Below are 15,127 nucleotides of genomic sequence, written 5' to 3'. Positions count from 1 at the left end.
TAAACCCGGTGAAGTTCTTCGCCGGGTTCTTATTTTCCTCTGAATTTTTTTGCATTCATAATTTGTTACTTATTAAGATGAATCCTCTGCGCGACAGGGTTAATGTTAATAATTACTATTCACATTCTCATTTCGAGCTGTTCTGGTTAAAACAATAAATAGAAACAGACTCGCCCTTAAAAAAATTGCTATGGGAATGTGTTATGTCTTTGAATGGCAGGGTATATGACGTGCAGCAGGGTGCGTTAAAGGTAAGAAAAACATTTACGGTTTCCACACTGGCGCTGGCGATTTTTGTTCTGGTGAATCCGGCGCAGGCCGCTGAAACCGGCAGTGGGACGACAGGCACCGCGAATACCGCCGCATCCGGCTCGCAGCAGGATATGGTGATTGAAGGTTCGGCGACCGCCGCTGCCAGCGACGGGCAGGATTACGCGGTCAAAACCACCACTGCGGGCACCAAAATGAACCTGACGCCGCGCGATATTCCGCAGTCGGTCAGTGTGATCACCAAACAGCGCATGCAGGATCAGAACCTCCAGTCGGTGGGCGACGTGCTGAATAACACCACCGGCATCTCGACGGAAGTCATCGACAGCGAACGCGTATCCTATTTCTCCCGCGGTTTTTACATCAATAATTACACCTACGACGACATTCCAACGTCCGTCAGCGACACCTGGAATTTTGGTGATGCCGCCGAAGACACCGCGATTTATGACCGTATCGAAGTGGTGCGTGGCGCCACAGGCCTGATGACCGGGGCGGGCAATCCGGCCGCCTCTGTCAACATGGTGCGTAAACACGCCGACAGCAAAGAATTCACCGGCGATATCAGCGCCAGTTACGGAAGCTGGAACAAACAGCGTTACGTGCTCGATGCTTCCGGTCCGCTGAATCAGGAAGGTTCGGTGCGCGGGCGCGTGGTAGCCGGTTATCAGGATCAGGACAGCTGGCTGGATCGCTATCACAAGCGTAAAAAATTCTTCTACGGCGTAGTGGATGCCGATGTGACCGATAACACCACCGTGTCGCTCGGTTACGATTATCAGGAAAATAACACCGGCAACCCGACCTGGGGCGGCCTGCCAACCTGGTACACAGACGGCTCGCGCACGCATTATGACCGCAGTACCAACACTTCCGCCGACTGGACGAATTATGCCATTCAGTCGCGTAAAGTGTTCGCCAACGTTAAACATGACTTTGATAACGGCTGGACATTCCGTGTAAACGGCACACATGGCGAGCAAACGTTTAATGATAAATTGCTGTATCTGATGGATTTCCCGGATCACACGACGGGCACTGGTCTCAGCGGTTTTGGCAGTAAAGACCGTGGCACGCGCAAAGTGGATTCCCTCGACACTTACGCCACCGGGCCGTTTGAACTGTTTGGCCGTCAGCACCAGATGGTGGCTGGCGTCAGTTACAGCCGCCAGCACAACCAGACTTACAGCGCAGACGGTTCTCTCGACAGCGACACAATTGGCAGTTTTGGCAACAGCTGGAACGGCAATGTCAGCGAGCCGGAGTGGGGAGACTGGTATCTGAATGCGGACGATGTCATCCGCCAGAAAGCCGGTTATTTTGCCACCCGCTTCTCACTGGCGGATCCGCTTTCGCTGATCGTTGGCGCACGTTATACCCAATGGAGCACCAATGGCAGCAGCGGCAGCATGAGCAAGAACAACATCACGCCATACGGCGGTCTGGTGTATGACATCAACGACACCTGGTCGGCATACGCCAGTTATACGTCCATCTTCCAGCCGCAGACTGACCGCGATATTAACGGCCATTATCTGTCCCCAACCACCGGGAAAAATTACGAAACCGGGCTTAAATCCGCGTGGATGGACGGTCGTCTGACCGCCACAATGGCAGTATTCCGTATCGAACAGGATAACGTGGCACAGGAAGATGGCAGCAATCACGTTAACGGCTCCAGCGAGCAGGCGTATGTCTCGGTCAGCGGCACCGTCAGCAAAGGCGCTGAGTTTGAGATCAACGGCGCGGTGACCGACAACCTGCAAATGACCTTTGGTGCGACGCGTTATGTGGCGAAAGACGAAACCGGCAGCCGTCTCAACAGCAATATGCCGCAGACCCAGCTGAAATTGTTCAGCCGCTACCAGCTACCGATGATGCCGGATCTGACCGTCGGCGGCGGTGTAAACTGGCAGAACCGCACCTTCCAGGATGCCACCGGGCCGGACGGCGAAACGCATCGTGTATCGCAGGGCAGCACCGCGCTGGTGGACCTGTTCACGCGTTATCAGGTGACAAAACAGCTGTCCGTGCAGGCCAACATCAACAACCTGTTTGACCGCACGTACTACTCGTGGCTCAGTGATTACGCCGTTTACGGTGAACCGCGCAATGTCTCGGTCAGCGCAAATTACACGTTCTGATATGAAGGTTTAACGCGCAATAAAAAAAAGGCACCGCCTGCGAGTTCAGGCGGTGCCTTACTGTCATTCTCTGTCCGTGCACGGGACTATCGTCGCGTGATCAGAGGACTGGAAGCAGCGGCAAAGGAATTCAGCATAGATGGATGTCAGCTAACTTATTTCAGCTTCCCCAGCGGCTTTTCAGGTAACGGACCGCGTCCAGCGTCTGCGGCTGGTTGAGGTAGTTTTCGCGGAACAAAATCGTGCCGTTAATTTGCGGTACGGATTCATTCATATCGAGCTGTTTCTTCAGCTCCGGCACGCCGCCGCTGACCATCCAGTCCGGTTCATTTTTGGACGGTTCACCCACTTTATACAACGCGACACCAATGTAGAGCCGCGTATGTGTGGGCTTGACCACATTTGCCCACCAGTTTGCCAGCACGTCATAACGCGCCGCCTTGCGGGAGAATGGCCAGTACAGTTGCGGCGCAATATAATCGAGCAAACCTTGTTGCACCCACAGGCGGGTATCCGCATAGGCTTCATCGTAAGCCGCTGCGCCGGAAGTTTGTGAACCTGCCGGATCATGCGACACGTTACGCCAGACACCCGCCGGACTGACGCCAAATTCCACACCCGGTTTCAGCTGTTTTATGGTGCGTGAAACCTGCTCAATCAGCATCTGGGTATTGTGACGCCGCCAGTCGGCTTTAGAAGCGTAACCCTGACCGTACTTCCGGAACGTCAGGCTGTCATCCAGCGAGGAACCCGGTGATTCGGAATAAAAATAGTCATCAAACTGCACACCATCGACAGGATAACGCGCCACCACTTCCGCCACGATGCTGGTGATCCAGTCGCGCGCCTCAGGAATACCAGGGTCCACCACGAAACGATCCCCGGAGGTTCGGATCCAGTCGCGGTGCAGCACAAACACGCTGGCAGGGTGCAGTGGCAATGTCTGATTCAGTTCTGCCACAGTCGAAGGTTTGGTGTTCACAGACACACGGTAAGGGTTAAACCACGCATGGACTTTCATCCCGCGCTTGTGCGCTTCATCGAGCATAAACTGCAACGGATCATAACCCGGATCCTGACCAATTTTGCCCGTCAGCATATCTGACCACGGCAAAATTTTTGAAGGCCAGAACGCAGTACCGTCAGGTTTTACCTGGAAGAAAACCGTATTGATGCCCAGACTTTTAAGCTTATCCAGCTTGGCAGTCAGCGCTTGCTGCTGCTGGCTGATGCGCGAAGACGCACTGCCGGCATTCACCGAATTAACCGGTGGCCAGTCCAGGCGGGAAACGGTCGCCAGCCAGACGCCGCGCACGGGTTCATGACTCTGCACAGGTTGACCAGGAAGAGGGTGCTTCGCCACTGGCGGCAGCGGCGTTACCAGTGATTTTGGCGGTGTCGAGGCACAGCCAGCCACCAGTAACAGCGCAAAAGCCACAACGGCACCAGGGTGTTTGACGGCGGTGACGCAAGGAAAATGACGGGAAAAAGCGATGATAAACTCCGGTGATGTCTGGTCGTCGCGCGAAAAGAAACATTTTCTTATTATTGAAATTAAAGTCAATCACTCATGCACTTAGCGCTGACGTCAGGGCAATCCGCAAACCTGCCAGGATTTCGATTTCTGGAATCTGATATTCAATTTAACATAATCATGATTATGCGCACCGAAAGCAGGCGCCATATTTCCCTGAGTTCATTTCTGAAATCTGTGCTTTGAAAGCCATCATATATGGATTAGCATATGTTTTACTAATCCACAACGGGACTCAATATGTTACAGCCTGCGCAGCTTTTTAAACTGCTTGCCGACGAAACGCGCTCGACTATTGTGATGCTTCTCAGGGAATCAGGAGAACTTTGCGTTTGCGATATCTGTGCCGCAACAGCGGAATCACAACCCAAGATCTCCCGTCACATCGCGCTGTTACGTGAAGCCGGACTGGTCACAGACCGCCGGGAAGGAAAATGGGTACATTACCGCCTCTCGCCACAAATGCCTGCATGGTCAGCGGCGATTATCGATTCTGCATGGAACTGTGACCGCGAAAACATACGCCGCAAGCTGAATAATAAGTCATCGGTTTCATGTTAAAACCATAAACACATACACTATAACAAATATGTACGGAGTCGATCATGTTGCTGGCAGGTACTATTTTTTTACTCACCCTGATTCTGGTTATCTGGCAGCCCCGCGGGCTGGGCATTGGCTGGAGCGCCATGCTGGGTGCGGGTCTGGCATTACTGACGGGTGTCGTTCACCCGGGTGATATTCCGGTTGTCTGGCAAATAGTCTGGAACGCAACGGCCACTTTTATTGCCGTTATCATTATCAGCCTGCTGCTGGATGAATCGGGTTTCTTCGAGTGGGCGGCACTGCATGTTGCACGCTGGGGAAACGGACGCGGGCGTCTGTTATTTACCTGGATTATTTTACTGGGCGCGATGGTCGCTGCCCTGTTCGCCAATGATGGTGCCGCACTGATTCTGACGCCGATTGTCATGGCGATGCTGCTGGCTCTGGGTTTCAGTCGCGGCGCGACATTAGCCTTTGTCATGGCAGCCGGGTTTATCGCGGATGTTGCCAGCCTGCCGCTGATCGTCTCAAATCTGGTGAATATTGTCTCGGCTGATTTCTTCAACCTGGGATTCACGGAATATGCGTCCGTCATGGGCCCGGTTAATCTGGCAGCCATTGCGACAACACTGGTCATGCTGCACCTGTTTTTCCGCAAAGACATCCCGCCGGTTTACGATATTTCTCTGCTGAAACAGCCTGCTGAGGCTGTCCGCGATGCCAGCACCTTCAAAGCAGGCTGGCTGGTTCTGATCCTTCTGCTGGCGGGTTTCTTTGGTCTTGAACCCCTCGGCGTACCGGTCAGCCTGGTCGCCGCTGTCGGCGCACTGATCCTTTATATTATCGCCAGGAAAGGTCACATCATTAATACCGGCAAAGTGCTGCGCGGCGCGCCGTGGCAAATCGTCATTTTCTCGCTGGGTATGTATCTGGTGGTTTATGGTTTACGTAATGCCGGGCTGACGCACGCCCTGTCTGCCGTGCTGAATCAGCTGGCAGAACAGGGTTTATGGGCCTCTACGCTGGGAACCGGCTTTATCACCGCCTTCCTCTCTTCCATCATGAACAATATGCCGACCGTGCTGATCGGGGCGCTGTCGATTGATGGCAGCACAGCCACGGGAGTCATTAAAGAGGCGATGATTTATGCCAACGTGATCGGCAGCGATCTGGGGCCAAAAATCACCCCGATTGGCAGCCTGGCAACACTGTTATGGCTGCATGTATTGTCACAGAAGAATATGACGATTACCTGGGGATATTACTTCCGGGTGGGTATTGTCATGACCCTGCCTGTGCTGTTTGTCACGCTGGCAGCTTTAGCGCTGCGGTTGTCTGTGGCGCTGTAACGGATGTTTAACGCCTGACCTCACACTAAGATTGAAAAAGAGAACCTCCTGATGAGCAATATCACTATTTATCACAACCCGGCCTGTGGTACATCGCGCAATACCCTTGAGCTGATCCGCAACAGCGGCGCTGAGCCCACCGTGATTTTTTATCTTGAAACCCCACCGGCCCGTGAAGAACTGGTAAAACTGATTGCGGATATGGGCATTCCCGTGCGGGCCTTGTTACGCAAAAATGTCGAACCGTATGAGCAATTAAAACTGGCAGACAATCATTTCAGCGACGATCAACTGATCGACTTCATGTTGCAGTACCCGATTCTGATCAACCGGCCGGTGGTTGTCACGCCGCTGGGCACCAGGTTATGCCGCCCTTCTGAGGAGGTATTAGCGATCTTGCCTGATGCGCAACGTGGCGCGTTCACCAAGGAAGACGGTGAAGCAGTTATTGATGAAAACGGCAAACGTATAACGAAAATCTAAAAAAAATAAGGCCGGTCATCAGACCGGCCTTATTGATTCTTAGCGGTATTCGACAAACACCTTACCCGCCATCAGGCATGTGACACCGGTTTTTGTTCTGTCTTAGACTGAACGTTTTCCAGCATTCTGCGAACCGGAATGATCAGGACGAACAGCACCGCAGCGCAGATCAGCAACGCAATGGAGCAACGGGCGAACAGGTCAGGCAGCATATCCAGTTGATCGGCTTTTACGTGTCCGCCAATCAAACCGGCCGCCAGATTCCCCAGCGCACTGGCACAGAACCACAGGCCCATCATCTGACCGCGCATTCTTTCCGGCGCCAGCAGCGTCATGGTCGCCAGACCAATCGGACTCAGGCACAGCTCACCGAGCGTCAGCATCAGAATGCTGCCCACCAGCCATAATGGCGATACGCCTGCCCCGCCGCTGTTCAGCACGTTCTGGGCAGCCATCATCATGATCCCGAAGCCCGCCGCCGCACATAAAATGCCAATGATGAACTTGGTGATGCTGCTCGGGCGCACGTTTTTACGCGCCAGCAACGGCCATGCCCAGCTGAATACCGGTGCCAGCAGGATGATAAACAACGCATTGATGGACTGGAACCAGACGGCAGGAATTTCAAAATCACCGATCATGCGGTTGGTGTAGTCGTTGGCGAACAGGTTGAACGAGGTCGGTTTCTGCTCAAACGCAGACCAGAAGAAGGCAGCCGAGACCAGCAAAATAAAGCACACCAGCAGTCGGGCGCGCTCTTTCCGGTTCAGTCCGGCAAACAGGAACAGATAGATAAAATAGAGCGCAACGGACGCCGCAATCACATACACCAGCACGCTGGCGACGGCAACTGGGTTAATGACGATCACGCCCTGCGAGATCAGCGCAACGATGATTGCCACACCGGCGGCCAGCGCCAGCAGCCAGACACCCACACCGTTTTTCTTAGCAACCGGACTGTTCCAGGTGGAATCCAGTCCCACTTCGCTGTCGTAACGTTTCATGGCCGGCACGGCGTACAGACGGAAGATAATCAGCGCCACCAGCATACCGATCCCCCCGATACCAAAGCCCCAATGCCAGCCATGCGTTTTTATCAGCCAGCCGGAAATCAGCGGCGCGATAAACGACCCCATGTTAATGCCCATATAAAACAGTGAGAAACCGCCGTCACGACGCGCATCACCTTTTTTATACAGCGTGCCCACCATGACCGAGATGCACGTTTTGAACAGGCCGGAGCCGAGAACAATAAACATCAGGCCGATAAAGAACAGGCTGTCGCCCATGAAAGCGGAAAGCGCAATCGACAGGTGGCCGAGCGCAATCAGAATCGATCCGTACCAGACCGCCCTCTGCTGCCCGAGCCAGTTATCTGCCAGCCAGCCGCCCGGCAGCGCCGCCAGATACATACAGCCAGCAAATATACCGACGATAGCTGATGCGTTTTCACGCGCAAGCCCCATACCGCCGTCGTAAACCGTCGCCGCCATAAACAGGATCAGTAAAGGACGGATGCCATAAAACGAGAACCGCTCCCACATTTCAGTGAAGAACAATGAGCCGAGCGGATAAGGATGGCCGAAGAAGGTCCTGCTTTCGTTTTTATTAACAGAGGAATGCATAAATTCTCCAGAGAAAGTCTGTCGTAATCGTTGTGAATACCCTTGCCCGGCGGCTGTCTTGCAGCCGCTCTTAAGCATTCAGCGCTTATTATTTGATTGCCGAATACCGGTATTGTCTGGCATTAACCGCAGAAGTTTTAGAGGAAAAGTCGACTAATGTCCACTTTTACAGATTTTATAGCGGCAGAAAACCGGACATGGCAGGTGAATTTACGAAGAAAAAAGCCCCTCAGGATAAAATATGCATTCAGAACAACGCCCCTTCACCGGCTGCCGTTGGCAAAATATGTGCCGGTATAGGGGATTGGCAGGTAGTCATGAAAGATCTGTTTTAATGTCTGCTCAGGTTCGATATCCGCAAACACATCAGGATAAAGGGTTTTTGCCATGAACTCGGTCGCGGCAACATGCCACGGGCTGAGGTAGAAATTATGCCATATCATCCCGGTGCGGCCGTTATGCAACGCTTTAAGTTCACGCAATCCATTCTGCCTGGCAGTCAGTTCCCGCAGACTTTGTTGTGCCATTTCCGGTGATATGGCGGGCCCCAGTTTCAAATCATTCTGATCATCAGGAGAACCTGCACCCGTGGCGAAATAAACCTCAGGTTGCGCAATGATAACCGTTTCTTCATTCAGCTGGCCAAAGACGCCCTGCACCGTTTTGCTGGCGATATTATCCCCTCCGGCAAAATTCAGCAGTTCACCAAGACTGCCTTTCACGGCAGTCACGCAACATTCATTGCGACGTCCAAGATGTAACTGAAGCAGCACCGTCGGTTTGTGGCCGGAATAAGCGGCCAGACGATCATGGATAACCTGCATATGAGTATCGTAAAAGTGATTAAATGCCTGGGCGCGTGCAGTCTGGTTAAGCACCTCGCCCAGAATACTCACACTGCGCGTAGTATTTTTCAGCAGATGGACACGAAGATCGATTTTCACTATCGGGATATGCGCAGCGTTGAGCATTTCTTTAAGACGCAAATCGGCATCGTCATAGCGCGCAAGGCTGGGCAGGATCACCAGATCTGGTTTCAGCGCCAGCACCTTTTCAGGGTTCATATCATTTGTTCCCCCCAACCCCAGCGACGGAATCGTCAATATATGCGGAAAACGCTGCGCAAAAATGTCCCAGGTCTGGCTGTCATACTTCTTCAGATCGAGTGGCCAGCCGACAATCCGTCTGACAGGATCACCCGTTTCCAGAAGGGCCAGCGTATAAAGCATCCGGCTTTCGCCCAGCACGATACGTTGCGGATTATCGGGAATGTCCACATGATTACCGTCGATATCGATCACTGTGCGGGCCTGTACGCCAAAGCCCGTCAGCAACAACATAAACAGCACAGTCATAACAGAATATCTACGCGCTCGCGGAGTCAACCGCAGATCAGAATTCAACACTTGCCTGCACCATAAGATTACGGGTTTCACCTTCGCGCACGCGCAGGTTACCGCCGCTGGACGTGTAATAATGTTTGTTAAACAGGTTATTCAGGTTGAGTTTCAGCTGCGTCTTCTCCCCGAACAGACGGTTGTTCCACGCAACAAAACTGTCAGCCACAACATAATCAGGTAACGTGAAACTGTTCTCCGGGTCTCCCGCACGGGTGCCGACATAACGCGCCCCGCCGCCGACACGGAAATCACCCGGCAGGCCGTTAATCACCAGATTATGGCTCAGATAGAGCGCGCCCGAATGGCGCGGCGCATTCTGCAAACGGTTGCCGTTATTCGCAGAGTTTTCACCGTCATCCACAATTTCGGCTTTGTCATAGCTGTAATTGGCACTGACTTCCCAGTCAGGAAGGATCTCGCCATTCAGCTCAAATTCCGCCCCGCTGGAACGTGCTTTATCAATGGCGCGTGTTTCGCCGTTAATGCTCAGTGACATGTCCCGCTCATCGATACGGTACAGCGCCACGCTGGCAAACATGCGTGGCGTAATCTGCCATTTACTGCCCACTTCCCAGGTAGTGCCCTGTTCAGGTTTTCCTACGTTGCCGTCATCGTCTACATCCGTTGAGGGCGTAAAGGATTTGCTGACGCTGCTGTAAAGAGACACCTCTGGCGTGACTTTATAAATCAGACCGGCCTGAGGTAAAAACTTATTCCCTTCGGAATCAAGCGTCTGAACGACGGGATCAAAGCCTTTTGAGGCTCGTTGCTCATAATGTTGATAACGGCCGCCAAGTACCGCAATCCAGTCCGGTGTCAGTGAAATGCTGTCTTTGGCATACACCGAACGACTGTGTATCCGGTTCAGGTTATTGCCGTTAGCCGTATTCTCAGTCGTGCTGTCGGCGACCGGGGAGAGAATGTCGTATTGCGGATCCATAAAGTTGAAGCTGCTGTTGGCTTTGCCCTGGTATTGATGCGCACGATAAGTCTGGTTCATCTCATAATCAGTGCCCAGCACAAGATCATGATTCATACCCAGAATGTCCTGTGAACCCAGCAGATCCCAGGAAACATATTTGGTCTTGTGATTAAAACCGCGATTGGCATCCGCCCTGCGCGTCACGGCGCCGGTTGTCGCGTTAACCGCTGTCACCCTGACTTCGTCATTATTGTAGCGGCGCTGGTTCCATCCCAGCGTCAGGCGGGTGCTCCAGTCATCGCTGAACTGCCAGTCATAATGGGCGTTCAGCGTTTTATTATGACCCCAGGCGCGGTTTGACTTGTCATCCAGCCGGTCCTTATAGCCAGTATCGATCGGTTTACCGTTAATAAAAGCGGTTCCGCGATCGTATGGAATGTCGTAGCGGTAATCAGAATAGCTGATCAGGAAACTGGCCTTTTCGCCGTACCACTGCAGTGAAGGCGAAATCAGGGTGTGTTTATCACTGCCAAAATTACGCCAGTAATCCTGATCCTGTTTTTCCGCAATCATGCGAAAAGCAAAACCATTACCCAGCGGGCCGGTGACATCCACTGTCCCTGCTCCGCCACCTTCACTGGCGTAACGTCCGCTGACTTTGGTGTGCCAGTCATACTGCGGTTTTTTACTGACCAGGTTGATGACACCCCCGGGGTTTTGGATCCCGTAGAGTAATGACGCGGAACCTTTCAGCACTTCAACCCGCTCGGTGGTGGCATCAAAATTGAGACCCTGACTGCTGCGGACGCCGTCGCGATAAATGGACCCATCAGAGTTGGAACCAAAACCACGCCGGACAAATCCATCTTCCGTGCCCGCGAGCGTATTCCCCTCACTGACACCGCTGACAAAACGCATCGCATCAGAAAGACTTGTGGCCTGATAATCGTCAAGTTGTTGTCGGGTCACGACGCTGACCGATTGTGCCTCGTTAAGGCGCGGTGTCGGCGTTTTACTGGCGACAGAACTGGTGCCTGCGCTGTATCCCTGATCATTCGCCTCATTTCCTGTGATGGTCAGCGTGTCGCTGTCTGCGGCTGAATACCCTGTAACAGGCGCCAGCATCGCAACGCCATAAATAGCAGCAAGAATCGCCGGATGGCCTTTTCTTTTAAAATCAAACAGTTTTTTATTATTCATTTCAATCAACCCGGTGTTAAATATAACGCACTTCCCCGTAATGCAATTGATAATCATTCCAACATGCAGATATGTAGTAGTAAATGATATGTTTCAGAATTTTGCTACAGGAAGAAATCATGACTTTACGGCAGGCATCTTGCTTTCAGCAGAACTTAACAAACTGTTTTTAAATAATTTTTATTGAAACCTGACGTTTCAGGCGCATAGGGTTCCGGTTCAGCACAGAAGAATTTGAATATTTTTGCTGCTAAAAACGCTACATTGTTAAAATAAACCCACAGTGTGAATGCTTTGCATTCACCGGTAAGCCTTTCAAAACTAAAAGGATCGGTAAAATTACATGGCTGCCATTCCGGTAAAAAGACGTATTGATGTTTTCGGTGAACGCTACCGCGCCCGGGCGCCCTCACTGTCTCCCGGCTTGCAGGCGGTGGTGTCTTATATCCACAACAACCGTGAATCGGCGCTGGAAGCCACGGCAATGGATATTGCAGCCGCGACAGAAGTTTCGGATGCCACTGTAGTACGCGCCGTTCAGGCACTCGGTTTCGCCGGATTACGCGACATGAAAAAGACGCTGGAAGCCTGGTTTGGTACGGCGGTGAACTCGGAAGAGAAGATGAGCACGACGGTCAGCGAACTGGCCAGCGATATCAATTCGGGTATCAACTTCGTTCTCGACGGGCATAAACGTGCATGCGATACGCTGGCCGAGCCCGCTAACCGGCAGGCCATTTCTGAAGCTATCGCGCTGCTGATTAATGCGCGTCAGGTGGCGGTGTTTGGTCTGAACGCTTCAGGCATTTTAGCGGACTACAGCACACGGCTTTTTAGCCGGATTGGCATTCCGGCAGTATCACTTAACCGCTCAGGCATTGCGCTGGCGGAACAGCTCATAAACCTGCAACGCGGCGATGTCCTGATCATGATGGCGCAGAAAAGTGCTCATCGTGAGGGCAGAACGGCAATACAGGAAGCAAAGCGTCTGAATATCCCTCTCATTTTACTGACCAACGCCAGTGATTCTTTTTTTGCAAAGCAAGCTGATATTGTCATCAATGTTCCGCGCGGTGGTGAAAATGGCCGCATGCCGCTCCATGGCACGGTACTGGTCTGTCTGGAAATGCTGATTTTATCCCTTGCCTCGGCTACCGCATCGCGGACCCTGAAAACCATGAAGCGCATTCAGGATCTCAATCAGTCTCTGAAATCCGCGAATAAAATCAGAAAGTTGCAGGACGGCGTGTAGGCCAGACGACCTGTGATACTGAACTGGCACTAAAAATGGTAACGGGGAAACACCGGACACCAGTCCTGCTGTTTATCTCGTCGTTATTTGCAGGAGCAGGCATGGGCCGGGGACTACTGGGCGGGCTGGCATTAATCATGGTGATATCTTTGTCTGTTTGCGCTTCAATGTTTATTGCCAGTAAGGCAAAACGGACGCTGAATATTCAGAGAATAAAATTATGCAATTTGCCAGGTTCGGTCAGGAAAGTGTCATAGGAACCACTGATATACATACCGTCCCTGAAGATAACAACTTCTTCCACCCGCACCGGGTGTTGGCAAACGGCACAAATCAGAGAATGTACGGTCTCTGCCAGGGGCGAGTTCACTGCGGCGATGAAACGATCTGCCCCGCATTGCTCGCAAACAATTTTGATATCCGGCATGTGATGCACTCTGCACAAAAAAGAAAATGATTCCTTCAAATATAGCATAATTGGAATAATCTGATTGCTTATTATGAAATCGATATCTATCAAAGCATTTTAAGGCAAAAAAAAAGCCCGCATGCAGAGCGCGGGCAATCACACAGACACGAAGAATAAAAGCAGTGGTTATCTGGTACCTGTAAAAGATGAGTAAAGATGAAGGGTTATGCCGAATTAATTAGCAACGTAATTATTTATGACGTACCAATGCGCGGGAACATGCCTGAATAAAAAAGCCCGTCAATGACGGGCTTTGGCGTTGCTGAAGGCGGCTTATACCGTGCCGGTTCCCCCATCAGAACACCAGATTTGTCCTGAGGAATAGCTGTTGTCGTTTGAGGCCAGCGTCACGTATATCGCGGCGATTTCCGCAGGTTGCCCCGGACGTTTCAGGGGAGCCTGCTCACCAAATGATTCGATTTTTTCCTGCGGCTGACCGCCTGAAATCTGCAACGGCGTCCAGTATGGCCCCGGTGCAACGCCGTTCACGCGGATGCCATCCTCCGCGAGCTGTTTAGCCAGCCCTTTGGTGAAGGCCATGATCGAGGCTTTGGTTGATGAATAATCGAGCAAGTTATCGCTCGGTAAAAACGCCTGCACGGAGGTGGTATTAATGATCGAACCGCCGCGAGGAATGAATTCCAGCGCCGCTTTGGTTATCCAGAACATCGCATACACGTTAGTTTTGAACGTGGCGTCAAACGCTTCAGTGGTCAGATCCTTAATCGAATCACAGAACTGCTGACGACCGGCGTTATTGACCAGCAGATCCAGCCCGCCGAGTTTCTCTTCGGCTTCTTTCACCAGTTGCTGGCAGAATTTCTCGTCACGGATATCGCCCGGAATGGCGATCACTTTCCGCCCTTCGGCCCATAACAGATCGACCACTTCTTTGGCATCGGCCTCTTCGTCCGGCAGATAATTGATGGCAACCTGTGCACCTTCGCGGGCGAAGGCAATCGCCACCGCACGACCAATGCCGGAGTCACCGCCAGTGATCAGCGCTTTACGGCCTTCCAGCCGGGCACTGCCTTTGTAGGTTTTTTCGCCATGATCGGGTACAGGGTGCATTTTGCTGGCCAGCCCCGGAAACGGCTGCTTCTGATGCTCAAACGGCGGCGTCGGATACGCATCAACGTGAGGTTCATTCAGGGAGATCGGGATTGTTTTGTTGTTCATAAACACTCCTTATTTTTAAAATGAATCTACAAAACGCATGTAGAAAAAGAATGAACCTTAACCATAGAACATACAGACAGGCTGGTTGAAATCATCGGACGGTTCTGAAGTCATATCAGCAACGGCACAGCCTTAAATGTCATCATGACCGGGCTGGCTGTTGCGCCATTTGCATTTCGACACAAAAAAACCTCCCAGCCTGCGCTCACTTTCTCGTTATTATCCTGCCCTACAGAAAAAGCACAGGCTTCGGCTTTACTGCTCATACAACGGACTGGCGGCATATCACCGAGGCAGGCATTAAGTTGATGGTTTTAACGGGATAATCTATGCGTCATTCTAAAATTGTTATGTTATCAGCCCTGGTTGTTTCATCGTTGTTACCTCTGGCTAACACGGCATTTGCCGCGTCAAACTCACATGAAATCAAATCGTTCTACGATGATTCCAAATTGTATTCCATCGGCGATCAGGTGCCTGCGCTGTACCGCACCAAACCCTATGAAATCGTCGGCTGGCAGGAACGTCACCTGCCTGCACCCGATGCGGGCAGCCACTGGACTTACATCGGCGGCAGCTACGCGCTGATCACCGACACCGACGGGAAGATCCTCAAAGCCGAAAACGGCGATATTTACTTCCAGTAATCTGTCATCAGGATTGCAAAGATAAGGCCTGAAGAGATTCAGGCCTTTTTTATTGCGGTTCCCGCACCGTAAATCGCACTTTCGAAAGTAATAAATAGCGGAAGTAT

At 52.0% G+C, this 15,127-nt stretch carries 12 protein-coding genes; 6 read left to right on the top strand and 6 right to left on the bottom strand.

Annotation, left to right across the window (positions count from 1 at the left end):
* The first annotated feature begins 203 nt into the window (after positions 1 to 203).
* Positions 204 to 2,414 (top strand): ferric-rhodotorulic acid/ferric-coprogen receptor FhuE, encoded by a 2,211-nt coding sequence (gene fhuE, locus LC431_RS07485; protein ID WP_223509567.1) that lies wholly within the window; start codon positions 204 to 206, stop codon positions 2,412 to 2,414.
* Positions 2,415 to 2,574: 160 nt separating this feature from the next.
* Here fhuE and LC431_RS07480 read toward each other — a convergent pair whose 3' ends face one another.
* Complete coding sequence (locus LC431_RS07480; protein WP_370633766.1) at positions 2,575 to 3,909, bottom strand: glycoside hydrolase family 10 protein; 1,335 nt, start codon at positions 3,907 to 3,909, stop codon at positions 2,575 to 2,577.
* A 279-nt stretch (positions 3,910 to 4,188) separates the two neighbouring features.
* Between LC431_RS07480 and LC431_RS07475 the strand changes: the two genes are divergently transcribed.
* From LC431_RS07475 to arsC, 3 genes are read left to right on the top strand one after another with little or no spacing between them, the layout of a single operon-like run.
* Entirely contained in the window at positions 4,189 to 4,509 is a 321-nt protein-coding gene (locus LC431_RS07475) for a metalloregulator ArsR/SmtB family transcription factor (RefSeq protein ID WP_223509566.1), read from the top strand.
* A gap of 44 nt (positions 4,510 to 4,553) precedes the next feature.
* Positions 4,554 to 5,843: an arsenic transporter gene (locus LC431_RS07470; protein ID WP_013578300.1), complete on the top strand. Its 1,290-nt coding sequence runs from the start codon at positions 4,554 to 4,556 to the stop codon at positions 5,841 to 5,843.
* Positions 5,844 to 5,894: 51 nt separating this feature from the next.
* Positions 5,895 to 6,326 (top strand): glutaredoxin-dependent arsenate reductase, encoded by a 432-nt coding sequence (gene arsC, locus LC431_RS07465; protein ID WP_037032937.1) that lies wholly within the window; start codon positions 5,895 to 5,897, stop codon positions 6,324 to 6,326.
* A 71-nt stretch (positions 6,327 to 6,397) separates the two neighbouring features.
* Here the strand turns inward: arsC and LC431_RS07460 are convergent, their stop codons facing one another.
* The 3 genes from LC431_RS07460 to LC431_RS07450 form a co-directional block, all read right to left on the bottom strand.
* Complete coding sequence (locus tag LC431_RS07460; protein WP_112197320.1) at positions 6,398 to 7,951, bottom strand: peptide MFS transporter; 1,554 nt, start codon at positions 7,949 to 7,951, stop codon at positions 6,398 to 6,400.
* A gap of 263 nt (positions 7,952 to 8,214) precedes the next feature.
* Positions 8,215 to 9,306 carry an ABC transporter substrate-binding protein gene (locus LC431_RS07455; RefSeq protein WP_223509565.1) on the bottom strand — a complete coding sequence of 364 codons (1,092 nt, stop codon included), beginning with the start codon at positions 9,304 to 9,306 and terminating at the stop codon, positions 8,215 to 8,217.
* A 37-nt stretch (positions 9,307 to 9,343) separates the two neighbouring features.
* Positions 9,344 to 11,473 (bottom strand): TonB-dependent siderophore receptor, encoded by a 2,130-nt coding sequence (locus LC431_RS07450; protein WP_121019911.1) that lies wholly within the window; start codon positions 11,471 to 11,473, stop codon positions 9,344 to 9,346.
* Positions 11,474 to 11,816: 343 nt separating this feature from the next.
* Here LC431_RS07450 and LC431_RS07445 point away from each other — a divergent pair, with 343 nt between their 5' ends.
* A complete protein-coding gene (locus LC431_RS07445; RefSeq protein ID WP_013578295.1) occupies positions 11,817 to 12,725 on the top strand; it encodes a MurR/RpiR family transcriptional regulator in 909 nt (302 codons plus the stop codon).
* A gap of 205 nt (positions 12,726 to 12,930) precedes the next feature.
* Here LC431_RS07445 and LC431_RS07440 read toward each other — a convergent pair whose 3' ends face one another.
* A complete protein-coding gene (locus LC431_RS07440; RefSeq protein ID WP_013578293.1) occupies positions 12,931 to 13,152 on the bottom strand; it encodes a hypothetical protein in 222 nt (73 codons plus the stop codon).
* Positions 13,153 to 13,467: 315 nt separating this feature from the next.
* Entirely contained in the window at positions 13,468 to 14,373 is a 906-nt protein-coding gene (locus LC431_RS07435; protein WP_223509564.1) for an SDR family oxidoreductase, read from the bottom strand.
* Positions 14,374 to 14,702: 329 nt separating this feature from the next.
* Here LC431_RS07435 and LC431_RS07430 point away from each other — a divergent pair, with 329 nt between their 5' ends.
* Entirely contained in the window at positions 14,703 to 15,020 is a 318-nt protein-coding gene (locus tag LC431_RS07430) for an RcnB family protein (RefSeq protein WP_013578291.1), read from the top strand.
* Positions 15,021 to 15,127: the final 107 nt, after the last annotated feature.

This window comes from Rahnella sp. GSA61A (assembly GCF_019969905.1).
Lineage (GTDB): Bacteria > Pseudomonadota > Gammaproteobacteria > Enterobacterales > Enterobacteriaceae > Rahnella > Rahnella aceris.
The sequence above is the reverse complement of the archived record's forward strand: the minus strand, read 5'-3'. Positions and strand labels throughout refer to the sequence as shown.

What these genes read in the sequence shown, in the direction of transcription:
- fhuE (WP_223509567.1), top strand. Translation starts at nt 204, where the DNA reads ATGTCTTTGAATGGCAGGGTATATGACGTGCAGCAGGGTGCGTTAAAG.
- LC431_RS07475 (WP_223509566.1), top strand. Translation starts at nt 4,189, where the DNA reads ATGTTACAGCCTGCGCAGCTTTTTAAACTGCTTGCCGACGAAACGCGC.
- LC431_RS07470 (WP_013578300.1), top strand. Translation starts at nt 4,554, where the DNA reads ATGTTGCTGGCAGGTACTATTTTTTTACTCACCCTGATTCTGGTTATC.
- arsC (WP_037032937.1), top strand. Translation starts at nt 5,895, where the DNA reads ATGAGCAATATCACTATTTATCACAACCCGGCCTGTGGTACATCGCGC.
- LC431_RS07460 (WP_112197320.1), bottom strand. Translation starts at nt 7,951, where the DNA reads ATGCATTCCTCTGTTAATAAAAACGAAAGCAGGACCTTCTTCGGCCAT.
- LC431_RS07455 (WP_223509565.1), bottom strand. Translation starts at nt 9,306, where the DNA reads ATGACTGTGCTGTTTATGTTGTTGCTGACGGGCTTTGGCGTACAGGCC.
- LC431_RS07450 (WP_121019911.1), bottom strand. Translation starts at nt 11,473, where the DNA reads ATGAATAATAAAAAACTGTTTGATTTTAAAAGAAAAGGCCATCCGGCG.
- LC431_RS07445 (WP_013578295.1), top strand. Translation starts at nt 11,817, where the DNA reads ATGGCTGCCATTCCGGTAAAAAGACGTATTGATGTTTTCGGTGAACGC.
- LC431_RS07440 (WP_013578293.1), bottom strand. Translation starts at nt 13,152, where the DNA reads ATGCCGGATATCAAAATTGTTTGCGAGCAATGCGGGGCAGATCGTTTC.
- LC431_RS07435 (WP_223509564.1), bottom strand. Translation starts at nt 14,373, where the DNA reads ATGAACAACAAAACAATCCCGATCTCCCTGAATGAACCTCACGTTGAT.
- LC431_RS07430 (WP_013578291.1), top strand. Translation starts at nt 14,703, where the DNA reads ATGCGTCATTCTAAAATTGTTATGTTATCAGCCCTGGTTGTTTCATCG.